Genomic DNA, 11,234 nt, shown 5'->3' with positions numbered 1-11,234 from the left:
AGCACTCCAACCGAAGAGCCAGACCCCGATCTCAGCGGCGTGAACGCCGCTGAGATGTTGCCACGCGTTGGCTAACGCCGTGTTTTCGGGCCAGAACTTGCCGTCACGGTCCCGGATGAGAGACCTGAAGGCGCCGGCGCGTTCACGCAGGTCCATCAGCAGGTTCCGGGCTTGCTGGGTGGTCCATGCGCCCGTTGGGTTGGAGGTGACGCCCAGCACGTGGACGCGGCGTGTCTCGATCTCCATGACGAACAGGACGTACAGGCGTTTGAGGAAGACAGTGTCGACGTGCAGGCAGTCGCAGGCCAGGATGCCGGAGGCTTGGGAGGTGAGGAACTGTCGCCAGGTCGGTGATATCTGGCGTGGCGCTGGGCCGAGGCCGGCCGCGGTGAGGAGGCGGCGGATGGTGCCCTCCCCGATCTGATGGCCGAGGCCGAGCAGTTCACCCTGGATCCGCCGGTGCCCCCATCGTGGGTTCTGTCTGGCCATTCGGATCACCAGGTTACGCAGCGCATCCGGGATCGGTGGACGTCCGGCCGCGTTTGGGTAGGTCCAGCGTTGGCTGACCAGGCGACGGTGCCAGGCCAGCAAGGTGCCCGGCGTCACGATCCGATGGAGGCGAAGCCGCGTGGGCAGCAGTCGCGCCAGCGCGGCCAGCAGCGCCCGGTCGGCCCAGTCTGGTCGTGGCGGGGCGACCTGACGACGCAGGACGGCGACCTCATGACGCAGCACCAAGATCTCCACGTCCTTGTAGGTGTCGCCCCGCAAGAGTAGCGTCAACCAGCCGAACAACCGGACCATGAGCAGATACAGCAGGCGTAGAAACACGTGTGCCGAGGATAGAAGGCCAGATCAGATGCCATGGGTGAGTTTTGGCACCGCACAGGCCGTAACTGGACGCTGGACGGGAACGTGGTCGAGGAGATCGATGTGAGCATGCCGGGTGGCTAGTCGAGGTGACGCCGAGCATGGCCTCGGGCTTTGGAGGCGCGTGCCGGTCAAGAGGCGAGCAGGTCCAGACCGAAGCCGATGATGAACAACACCACGGCGATCTTGCGGAAGGCGTGCAGCGGGTGGGTCCGGTCGAGCAGGTGCGTGGCGAGGTATCCGGCCAGCAGTGCGGGCACCTCGCGGGCCAGGCCGGGCAGGGCTGCGACGTAGGGCCCCGCCGGCGATAGGAGCGTCAAGACGCCCGCTATGAGCACGCCATGAAGGAGCATCAACTCCAGCATGGGCCCAGCCATCCAGTGGTAGACGACGCTGCCTAGAAAGGCCGCGCAGACCAGCGTGGTCAATCCCCCCCATTTTCTTTCGCTCTGCTCGGACAGGGCTATGTCCTCTGGTGGCAAGTGCTCCTTGAGAAACACGTCGACCTGCTCGCGGATCTGCTCGGCCTCTTTTTTGGACAGTCCGCCACCGGTGCGGACGTCCAACCCTGCCAGCACCCGCTCGCGGAAGCCGAGGTAGTCCTTGGGGGCGAAGAACGCTACTGGGCCGAAGTCGGTCGGCGGGCGGGTATTGAGGAACAGGACGGGATCCCCGAATAGGCCCCCCACAGGCTGGACGTCGATAAAACTATCGTAGAGTTTGCGCCGCAGAGCCAACAGCCGTTGGGAGCGGAGCTTGAGCTGCTGTTGCGCCCTGCGTTCCCGCAGCCGCCGACCGGCTTGCCGTCCCGTGTCGCGCAGCTTGTGGTGATCGAGCAGATCGATAATGGCGACCAGACCCGCCGCGAACTGCAGCACCTTGCCGATCCGGCCCCATATGAGAACGGGCATGTCCCAAAACAGCGGCAGCGTATCAACCGGTTTGCCGGCAAGCCACAGACCCCATTGATGGCGAGCCGGCACCACGACCACAACCACACCGGCAAGGGCTGAGGCGACGATGATCCAGTTGAACACGCGTCCGCGCGGAGGTGACGGCACCCGGCAATCTTCAGCCCTTATGCGTTCCCTGTCCATCGCAAGGCGCTGACGTGGGGTACCCCGGTCGATGCTGAAGCGCTTCGACGTCATGGCGTGGCCTGCCAGGTTCGAAGGCAGGTCGTTAGCGCTGTCGTCGCCGATGCCCTGGCCTCGGAGCATGGCCTAGGAAGCGAGCAGGTCGAGAGAGAAGCCGTAGATGAACAGGAACATGCCGAATCACCGCAGCGGGTGAGCGGGACGCTCATCCGCGGAGCCTGGCCAGCCTCTCGCTGACGGCCTGCGCGGGCAGGTAGACGGCGTGGAGCCAGCGGTCGTCGAGCTCACCCTCGCCCAGGGACATCCCCACCAGGGTGGCCACCGCGATCCCATCGGCCGTCAGGGTGACACAGAGGGGTCGGTCGCAGGACGGGCGCACACCTGGCACAGCAGCTTGTCCATACACAGCCACTGCCGACGTACGTGCAGCGTCCGCATGCGTTCCGGGCCGCAACGGGCTGGACTATCGCGTAGATCGTGAACGCGGGCGCTGAGGATGCCGGGTTCCCACGCCTTGGCCGATGGACGTCTGACCCAATCGCCGGCATTGGCGTTCTCGAAGGTCAGACGCAGTTTGCCCGCATACGGCTCGAAGCTGATCCGATCTGCAACCAGCTCGTTGGTGAAGGCGATCACGTACGGGATGACGGCGTAACCCTGTTTCGGGCTACGCGGCTGTGGATCGTGTGGGTGCCGACAATTGCGCCATCACGCTGACCAGGTACTTCCAACGATCCTTCGATCACCACCTGAGCGATCGCCCAAATTTTGTTGAGCAAACGCTTAAGCGGGTTGGAGTGGGTGCTCAAAGCTGGTGGGCCGATCGCCTAGACTTCGCAGGTCAGACCCATGAACGGGATATTGGCACTCCACAGGGCGAGTACGTCCCGGATCGGCGCAAGCGGCATCCCGCTGATGCGGGAATAGGCGAGGCTCACGTGCGGAACGAACCCGTCTTCCGTTTCGGGCACCCGGGCGGCGCCCCACACGTCGGCGATGCCGTTGCGGACGGCACGTCGTACCGCAGCCACGGCTTCTACGGGACGGACAGGGAGGCTGACGCCTTCAGGGTCCACGACGGGGGCCCCAACGTGACCTGCACGGACCCGATCTCGGCGACGCGCTCACTCACGGCCGCGGCAATCATGTTCGGGGTCTCCTCGTTCACCTCGTCGGTGAACCCCACGCCCTGCAACGTCATATGGAGCCAGTCCAGCGGGATGCCATGTGCGCCGAGTTACGAGATCTCCACCAACCAGGCACTCTCCCCAGATTCACCACCGACATCAGATGTTACAGCGGGTAACCGCTCTCCAGGGAGTGCACCAGAGCCAAATTTCGCGGTCGTCGTGGTGATTAATCAGAAAGACCGCAGAACGCCTGACCCGCTGGCTACCCTGATGATCCGGACCCTGGCATGGGGGTGTTCGATGCCTTTCGTGGTGATCGGCCAGGAGTGGGCGCGCAGCCTGAACCTGGCGGCGCAGAATCAGAACACTGCAGTCGACGACGTGATCCGGGAGGCCCAGGCCATCCGATCGCCGGAGGAGTTGCGCGCCTTCGTCCGCGATCGGCAGGTCGATCTCTACCTGCACTGGGCGCGGCTGCTGGGCGTCGCTCGTTCCGAGGTGCTGGCGGGCCGCGACGATGTGGAGTGGATCGGCCAGGCACTGATCGCGATCGGCCATCTCAGTCCCGAGGCGCAGGCCGCCGGGTACTTCCTCGTGGGATACGCGCTGCGGTGGAAGATCGATCAGAGCGGGCGGTACTTCGGACGCGCGTCCGTCGCGTACCGGGATCTCCGCTCCCCGCTCCCGGCCGCCCTGTCCACTCTGGCGGCCGCGATCAGCGAGATCGACCCGATACAGCTCCGCGACGGGGCCGACGTCGACGGGCTACGGCAGGCGGTCGCGCAGGTGAAGAGCGCCGACAGCGGCTGCGGGCGACGGATCTCCGATGCAGTGGAGAACCACATCGCGCTCGTGCAGGTGGCCAGAGAACTGATGGCCGGCGGGCGGATTCCGTCGCTGCGGTTCCCGGTCAGCGAGGATGGTCTCACCGTCCTGCGCGCTGCGATGGTGGGAGCGCTGCCGCGGCCCGGGCACGCTGCGGCGATCGCGCGCTGGATCCAGCGGCTACGCGGCCTGCCTGGCGACGCCACCCAGGAACTGGACATGCTGGTCAATATGCTCGGGGACGTACGTGACTGGCACCCGCGGCTTGCACTCCTGCGCGACATGACCGCGAAAGGGGACCAGCGTGACGAAACCCTTGTCGAGCTGGCTAGGACGCTCCACGAACTCGGTCACTGGGACGAGGCGAAGGCCGAGTTGAAGGCCAGGCTGCTCGTTCGAACGGGCCAGGAGCGGGTGGAGCTGCTCAAGACGACGGTGATGATGGGCTTCAGGGCGGGAGACTTGGAGACGCCGGCGTGGGTCCGCGCGCTGGATGCGGCGGGCGGTGAATCGCCCCTGGCGATGCCACCTCCCAGCCAGATGGAGGAGGAGCTGAAGAGCATACTGCCCAAACGCCGTCTCTTCGCCCGGTACGAGAACGGCACCCTGACGGTCGATCCGTCCATTCCACCGGGCGAGGTCCAGGAGCACATCATGGCCGCCGTGATCCTGGGGCTCGGGCCGGACGAGGGGGCGGCCTTCCGTGACGACCTCCAGGTGAAGGATCTCGACCTGCACGCGAAGGTCCTGGAGCTGCTTCCCGCACAGGCACGTCCGCTCTCGGCGGAGCAGAAACACCTGGTCGAGGCCGAGCGATTCTTCCGGCAGGGCCATTACCAGGACGCGATCAAGGAGTTCCAGGCGGCGCTGGCGATGGAACCCGACCTCGAGACCGGCCACTTCGGCCTCGGCAGCACCTACTTCATGCTCGGCAAGTACAGCCTCGCGATCGCGCACTTCAGGGAGTCGATCGCCATCCGACCGACGCCTCAGGCCTGGCGGCTCCTCGGGGACGCCATCCTGAAAGACAAGCACGATCTGCCGCAGGCCAAGCGCTGCTACGAGCAGGCCCTGGCCCTGGACCCCCACTACCGCGGCGCCCAGGACATGCTGCAGTACGTGAGCGACCATGAGCAGTGAGCACGGAGACCAGCTGCTGGCGAGCATCCGCGCCCGCCCGGACATGAAGGAGGTCTTCGAACTCGCGGGGACGGACGCTTGGGAATCGCGGATCGTCACCCTGGCGCCGCCCGAACGCGAGCTGGTGCTCGTCGCGGTCCAGGCCCTTTCGGCCACCTACCGCGATCAGGATCGAAATCTCGCCGAGGCCCTGCGATGGGCCAACACGCATGTACGGCTGGCCAGGGCCCTACCTACCTCCTTCGGCCCCTCGTCAAGCCGGGTGGGATACGGCAGGGACCACTACCTGTATGCCGCGTTGAGCGGGCTGGCTCAGCTCGAGGGCATGAACGGGGCAGTGGAGCGCGAGTACGACCTGCTGCTCGAGGCCCTGGACCGCTACCAGGCCGAGCAGGACAGGCGCAGGAGCGAGCAGGTCGTCGAGCGTCCCGCTGCCGAACGCATCCTCGGTATCTCCGGAGGTCCCGAGCATCTCTACCAGAGCCTGGCACACGCCGCGTGGCGGATCGGCGATGAGGCTGAGGCACGGCGCTGGCACCTGCTCTCGGTAGATCACAGCGAAACCGCCACGACGGACGGCGAGGTTCACGAGCTGATGCTGCGGGGAGAGTACTGGCTCGACATGCAGCAGCCCGACAACGCCCTGGCCTCCTTCGAAGCCGCGCTGGCACTCGCCACCACCGAGGGTGTGCATCCGCACATGGCCGCAACGACGGCCTACGCCTACTGCGGCATGGCCGACGCCTACCGCAGGCTCGGCCTGCCCCGGGGCGCGCTGGACATGGTGAACGAGGCCAGAAGCCTGATGGCCGACAGCGACAAGTCCGGCTTCCTCGCCAGGATCGAGCGCACCGCAGCCGAGATCCTGTGCGCCAACCCGCGCCTCGGCGACGCCCTCCGGCACTTCCTGCTGGCACTGGAATACCTCAGCGCTCCGGCTGGGCCGGAAGTCCTCCACACCTGGACCACGGCCGACGGGCGGGTCCTGCGCCTGGTCGACTTCGAGAGCGCGCTGGACATCCTGCTGGGCGTCGCGGGGCTCCTGCGAGACACCGGCAGGTGTGCCGAGGCGAGGGGCTTCCTCCAACTGGCGGCCGCGAACGCCGAGAGCATCCGCAGCGGTGCGATCGACGAGAAGACCAGGATCGCGGTCCAGGAGAAGCACAGCCAGGCCCTCATCACCCTGGCCACCATCGACCTGGAACTCGACCACCCTGACGACGCGTGGCAGACCGTCGAGACCCTCCGCGCCCGCACCTTCCTGGACATGGTTGGCGAGGAGAGGCTGGTGGCATCGGCCGGCGTTCCCGCTGACCTGGTCGCGCGCGAAAGGGACCTCCTGGACCGCCGGCGACGGCTGCGCGCCTCGCCTGGCCGCGGCACCGGATTCTGGACCGCGCACGAAGCCATCCAGGCGGAGCTGGCGGCGGTCTGGCGGGCGATGATCCCGTTCTCCCCGGAGGCCGAACAGTACGTGGCAGTACGGCAGGCGCGCCCCGCCACGCGGGCCGAGGTCTCCTCGGCGCTGAGCGGCGGCCGAGCGGTGGCCGTCAACCTGCTCTTTCCCGACGACGAGACTCTGGTGTTCCTCGCGGTAGGGGCAGGCGACACCCAAGTGCGGGTGGCTTCCTCCCGGGTCGATCGCAGACGGCTGGACAGGTTCACCGCCGCGAACTTCGGTGCCGACTCCAAGGTGCGCCAACTCGCCCTCGACCTGGAGGACCTATTCCACCACGAGTTCCGTGACGTCGTGGCGCCGCTCGCCGACCTGTGCGAGCCGGGCGACACCCTCGTCGTCGCCCCGACAGGACCGATCCACCACGTTCCGCTGGGAGCGGTCCAGCTCGGCGGCGATGTCCTGTTCGCGCGCAATCCAGTGGTGATCAGCCCAAGCGCGTCCCTGATCCGGTCACGAGCGCTGGCCCCCAGGCGCAGCGGGCTCGGGACCACGGCCGTGTTCGGGGACCCGACAGGCGACCTCGCCGGGGCGCGGCAGGAGGCGATCGAGCAAGCCGGCCAGTGTAACGTCCGTCCGTGCCTCGGCGCCGATGCCACCGCCGGAGCCCTGCTGGCCGCGCTCGGATCCGTCGAGACCGTCCATGTCGCCGCGCACGCGCAGTTCAACGCCGCCGACCCCATGGCCTCGCACGTGCGCATGGCGGACAGGGAGCTGGCCGCCCGCGAGATCCTCGCCATCCGGGCCACGCAGCTCGACCTGGTGGTCTTCTCCGCCTGCGAGAGCGCTGTGTCGGCCGCTGAGCGCGCGGAGGAGGTCATGGGGTTGCCGCGCGCGCTGTTGTTCGCGGGTGCGGGCTCCGTCCTGGCCACACTGTGGAAGGTCCCCGACGTGTGGGCGCATCACCTCGTGAGGCGGTTCTACGCGGCGATGCGCCGCGGTGAGCCGAAGGCCGAGGCGTTGCGCCGGGCGGCACTGGAGGTCCGCGCCCAGGACGACCGGTTGGACCGGTGGGCCGGCTTCACGCTTGTCGGATCATGGCTTTGACGCGGGTAGGAGAGTGGATGGACAACGACGTCGCCGTCATCGCGGACTTCGAGCTCGAGCTGGACGATCACGAAGACGATCGGTCGAAGTACACTCCGGTCGAGGACCGGGCCCTGCGCCTGCTCGGCCGCGACAACCGGGTGGCCATCTCCCTACGCCAGCCCCGGACCGTCGAGACCGAGGAACCGGGGCGGGCGGCCTACGACATCGGCCTGATGCTGGCGCTGCATCCGCATCCCCGGTGCCGGTTCGCCTGGGCGCGTCTCCTGGTGGACCTGTCAAGCACACCTGATGCGATCATCGAGGACATGGTTCCCCACGAAGTCGACGGCCGGGCCGTGGACGTGGAAACCCGCGTCGGCCTCGGGCTGAAGTTCGCCGCGGTGTTCAGCACGGTGGACCTTGAGGCCAATCCTGAGCTCGCCAGGAAGAGCAGTGTCTTCCTCCCCAGGATGACCGCGTCGGGCATCGGGTTCCGCAAGGCGTACTGGGACTTCACCGCGCACGGCGGCGACTACCTCCACACCAACGGGGAACTGCGGCTGCTGGTGAGCGCTCCCGTCGGCCAGGCGGTGACAGCGTCGATGGCGGTGCGGGCTCACCTACGCCTGCCCGGGCTCATGAACCTGGTGCCGGTACGCAAGCGCAGAGATGCGGCGGCGACCGTCGAGCTGGTATCGCTGCCCGCGTTTTGACCGTTCATCACAGGCTTTCCCTAATGAGTTCTGGGAGTAAGCCATCCGGCAGACTCCGTGGTGGAGTAGTGGCCGCCGGCAGGTGAGCACTCGGGTTTCCTGGACGTTGAGTCCTGACGAAGACCGTGCCCCTGCCGGTTGGTCGGGAGGGTTGATCGCTGGATGTCGTGCCCGCCCGCATGCGGCGTGAGCACTGCTTCATTAGGTCGCCGATGGTTCTCTCGCGGGCTGCTGACCAGTAGAAACGAAGACATCGACGGGAGTGCGGGTGCGACTGTTCATGGGAGACGACTGGGCCGAAGACCACCACGATGTGGAGTTGATGGATGCCACCGGCAAGCGGCTGTGCGCCTGCCGATAACTACGTCCATGCAGGTCAAACGGCATGTGAGTACTCGTGAAAGATTCCGCCGAGCCGATCTTGTCGGCACATGTTCAGGTCGATGATCCGCTCTGGATCCGTGAACGGATTGGGAGGGCGCGCAGCGGGGTTGCTTGATCCAGGGCTTGATGGGCTCGGTGCTGGTTATAAAACCGTTCGTACTCGCGCAGTACGTGACGTAGGTGGCGCTCATTCCATAGGAGGCAGCGGTCGAGGAGTTCGCGGCGGCAGGACTGTACCCACCGCTTCATGATCGAGTCGTCCGTGGCTATCCGAATACTGGTGAGCACGGTCTGGATACTTGCGGTGGCAAGGATTTTCTCCACGAAAGCAGGAAGCTTCCCATCCCGATCTCGGATCAAAAAGCGCGTCCGGCAGCCCGCATCTTCAAGATCTATCAACAGATTCGTGCTGCGCACCGACCGCGTCGACGCGTACGGCCGGGTTCAGATCGGCTGCATGCTCGCCGGACGCTTCGAGCGGCCCTCCTTCGACGGCGTGCGATGGGACGCCGTCAACGCGGCCACCGTGGTCAACGACACCGCCGACAACCTGGTGATCAATCAGAAGGGCGCCGCCAGGGAGCTGTATCCGTTCGATCTCCGGTTCGAGCCGGAGCCGCAGGCTGGCTCCGTGGTCTGCCATGGCTAACTGTTTTGAGGCGGCCGAGCAGCGCGAACCGGTGACGTGATGAAGCTGCGGGTTCCTGCAGAAAGGTCGGAAGATAGCTGCCCATGGGGGACCTGAGGGAGCGTTCGGGGCGTTGGAGCACGTGCCGAGCACGGTGACCCGCATCTATGTGTAGTGCCGACGTGCTGTGGGGGTGCAGGATTCCTGGTATAGCGCCTTCTAATCCGACGGTCGCAGTTCGAATCCTGCAGGGCGCGCTTCTCCACCTGCGGAAACCCACGCCGTAGCCGCGCTCGGTGGCGGCATGGGGCAGATGTGAGGCAAAGCTGAGTCACACGCTGAGATCCCGTCCTAGCGCGGATGCGGCGCTCAGCATCAGCCGGGCCGTTTCCCGGGCAGCATGGTGGGCCACCTCCGGCAGCACCGAGACGTAGGTGTCGGCGGTCAGCACGATGCTGGCGTGCCCCAGCATGGCCTGCACCACCTTCAGATCCGTGTGCGCGGCCAGAGCCAGCGTGGCGGCGCCGTGCCGCAGGTCATGCAGCCGGACCCGGGGGCAGCCCGGAGGCAGCCACCAGCCGGCGGAACCGGCCGGTGAGGTAGTCCGGCCGCAGCGGCGCCCCATCCGCGGTGGTGAACACGTACTCCGAGTCCCGCCAGCGTGCGCCCGCCGTCGCGCTCAGCTGCTCCTGCCGCTCGCGGTGCCGGGTCAGCACCCGTACGGTCTCCGCGTCCAGGGCCACGGACCGGCAGCTGGCGGCGCTCTTCGGCGGCCCGGTCACGACCTGGCCGTCGGCGTGCACCCGCTGCTGCGCCACCGTCAGCTCCGCGGCCTGCAGGTCGACATCCGTCCAGCTCACCCCGGCGCAGGCCGCGCAGCGCGGCCAGCCACCAGGCGGCGTACAGCCCATCCTGAGCCACGCCGGCCGGGAACGCCGCGAGCTGCTGTTCGGTCCAGACCGCCACCGCTGGACGCTCTCCCGCCTGCTGCCAGCGGGCCGTCCGCCCTGTGGTCCAGATCGCTGGATGCGGTCGCCGCGGCCGGGGCAGCTCGGCTCCGTTGGCAGGGTTGACCGGGATCAGCCGGGCACGCACCGCCGCGTTCAGCGCGGTCCGCAAAGTGGCGTGGATCCGCACCACGGTGGCTGGCGACAACCGGCGCCCGGTCGGCGAGGGACGGGACGCCAGCGTCGCGAGCAGTCCGTTGACATCGCGAGAGGTGAGCTGGTGGAGCAGGATCCGTCCCAGCTGCGGGATGAGGTAGAGGCGGATGTGTGTGGCGTAGTCTTGCCGAGTCGACGGACGCAGGGCGTTCTTGGTGGCCAGCCAGCGTGCCAGCCACTGCCCAAGCGTGCATCCGGCCCCTGCGCCGTCGTGGTCGGCAGCGGCCAAGGCTCGGCCAGCGGCCTGAGCTTCCTCGGGGTCGGCGTAGCCGCCCTGGCGGACGCGCTGCCGCTGCCCGTCCAGGCCGCGCACCTGGACCGCCAAGTACCAGCTGCCGTGGTCGTCATCTAGTGGCAGACGCGGACACGTCATCCCTCGCTGGCGTCCCGTTTCCGCATCCACGCAGCCGCATCGTCTGCTGACCTGCACACGAGTCTTTGCCACTTGTCCCACCTCCACCCTGCACGGTGCGCGACGACAGACGCGCCAGCCAGGGCTCGCACTCGATCAGGGGATGACCTCAGGGCAAGTGTCTAGGGTGCGGGGAACTCAGGTTGAGCCGGGTCAGCTCTCCGTACCGGTTGGCTGCCTGCTGGGAGGCTTTAGGGCGTTCTGGTGCTGGCGGACGTTGGGCCTCTGTCTGGCCTTCTGGCGCTGGTTCGCCTCCGGCAGCGTGAACGCGTACGCCCTCAGCTCATTAGGGGGCGGGCCTTCCCCCACGGAAGTGGACACGCGGTGGGGTATGTCATGCGGCCAGTGTCAGGCTAGTCGATCTTTGCTGGTGTAGGTGCTCGTAGGCGA

The 11,234-nt window shown here is 67.2% G+C and carries 12 protein-coding genes and 2 pseudogenes; 5 read left to right on the top strand and 9 right to left on the bottom strand.

Annotated elements, in window-relative coordinates; genetic code table 11:
- The 5 genes and pseudogenes from ACIBVN_RS59565 to ACIBVN_RS59545 all read right to left on the bottom strand — a co-directional run.
- Positions 1 to 801: pseudogene (locus ACIBVN_RS59565) on the bottom strand (hypothetical protein); the annotation flags it as partial.
- Positions 802 to 998: 197 nt separating this feature from the next.
- Positions 999 to 2,087 (bottom strand): hypothetical protein, encoded by a 1,089-nt coding sequence (locus ACIBVN_RS59560; protein WP_397151589.1) that lies wholly within the window; start codon positions 2,085 to 2,087, stop codon positions 999 to 1,001.
- A gap of 216 nt (positions 2,088 to 2,303) precedes the next feature.
- A complete protein-coding gene (locus ACIBVN_RS59555; RefSeq protein WP_397151587.1) occupies positions 2,304 to 2,600 on the bottom strand; it encodes a hypothetical protein in 297 nt (98 codons plus the stop codon).
- A 191-nt stretch (positions 2,601 to 2,791) separates the two neighbouring features.
- Positions 2,792 to 2,995, bottom strand: a complete 204-nt coding sequence (locus ACIBVN_RS59550; RefSeq protein ID WP_397151586.1) for a hypothetical protein — start codon at positions 2,993 to 2,995, stop codon at positions 2,792 to 2,794.
- A 5-nt stretch (positions 2,996 to 3,000) separates the two neighbouring features.
- Positions 3,001 to 3,165, bottom strand: coding sequence for a hypothetical protein (locus ACIBVN_RS59545; protein ID WP_397151584.1), 165 nt, complete (start codon positions 3,163 to 3,165; stop codon positions 3,001 to 3,003).
- 19 nt (positions 3,166 to 3,184) lie between these two features.
- On the opposite strand from ACIBVN_RS59545, the gene ACIBVN_RS59540 reads away from it, so the two are divergent.
- From ACIBVN_RS59540 to ACIBVN_RS59530, 3 genes are read left to right on the top strand one after another with little or no spacing between them, the layout of a single operon-like run.
- Positions 3,185 to 5,059, top strand: coding sequence for a tetratricopeptide repeat protein (locus ACIBVN_RS59540; protein ID WP_397151582.1), 1,875 nt, complete (start codon positions 3,185 to 3,187; stop codon positions 5,057 to 5,059).
- Positions 5,049 to 7,562: a CHAT domain-containing protein gene (locus tag ACIBVN_RS59535; RefSeq protein WP_397151580.1), complete on the top strand. Its 2,514-nt coding sequence runs from the start codon at positions 5,049 to 5,051 to the stop codon at positions 7,560 to 7,562. Before ACIBVN_RS59540 ends, ACIBVN_RS59535 begins: the two co-directional genes overlap by 11 nt.
- Before the next feature lie 17 nt (positions 7,563 to 7,579).
- Positions 7,580 to 8,257: a hypothetical protein gene (locus ACIBVN_RS59530; RefSeq protein WP_397151579.1), complete on the top strand. Its 678-nt coding sequence runs from the start codon at positions 7,580 to 7,582 to the stop codon at positions 8,255 to 8,257.
- A 435-nt stretch (positions 8,258 to 8,692) separates the two neighbouring features.
- Here ACIBVN_RS59530 and ACIBVN_RS59525 read toward each other — a convergent pair whose 3' ends face one another.
- Positions 8,693 to 8,929 carry an integrase core domain-containing protein gene (locus tag ACIBVN_RS59525; RefSeq protein ID WP_397151591.1) on the bottom strand — a complete coding sequence of 79 codons (237 nt, stop codon included), beginning with the start codon at positions 8,927 to 8,929 and terminating at the stop codon, positions 8,693 to 8,695.
- Between the two features lie 118 nt (positions 8,930 to 9,047).
- Between ACIBVN_RS59525 and ACIBVN_RS59520 the strand changes: the two genes are divergently transcribed.
- Entirely contained in the window at positions 9,048 to 9,290 is a 243-nt protein-coding gene (locus ACIBVN_RS59520; protein WP_397151577.1) for a hypothetical protein, read from the top strand.
- Between the two features lie 310 nt (positions 9,291 to 9,600).
- Here the strand turns inward: ACIBVN_RS59520 and ACIBVN_RS59515 are convergent, their stop codons facing one another.
- From ACIBVN_RS59515 to ACIBVN_RS59505, 3 genes and pseudogenes are all read right to left on the bottom strand, one after another.
- Positions 9,601 to 9,741, bottom strand: coding sequence for a hypothetical protein (locus ACIBVN_RS59515; protein WP_397151596.1), 141 nt, complete (start codon positions 9,739 to 9,741; stop codon positions 9,601 to 9,603).
- A gap of 64 nt (positions 9,742 to 9,805) precedes the next feature.
- Positions 9,806 to 10,129, bottom strand: a complete 324-nt coding sequence (locus tag ACIBVN_RS59510; RefSeq protein WP_397151594.1) for a hypothetical protein — start codon at positions 10,127 to 10,129, stop codon at positions 9,806 to 9,808.
- A 355-nt stretch (positions 10,130 to 10,484) separates the two neighbouring features.
- Positions 10,485 to 10,661: pseudogene (locus ACIBVN_RS59505) on the bottom strand (hypothetical protein); the annotation flags it as partial.
- Here ACIBVN_RS59505 and ACIBVN_RS59500 point away from each other — a divergent pair.
- Complete coding sequence (locus tag ACIBVN_RS59500; RefSeq protein WP_397151593.1) at positions 10,644 to 10,784, top strand: hypothetical protein; 141 nt, start codon at positions 10,644 to 10,646, stop codon at positions 10,782 to 10,784. The pseudogene ACIBVN_RS59505 and the gene ACIBVN_RS59500 overlap by 18 nt on opposite strands.
- Positions 10,785 to 11,234: the final 450 nt, after the last annotated feature.

It is taken from the genome of Nonomuraea sp. NPDC049400 (assembly GCF_044466425.1).
In the GTDB taxonomy this organism is placed as follows: Bacteria; Actinomycetota; Actinomycetes; order Streptosporangiales; family Streptosporangiaceae; genus Nonomuraea.
This window is presented reverse-complemented; position numbering and strand designations above follow the sequence as displayed.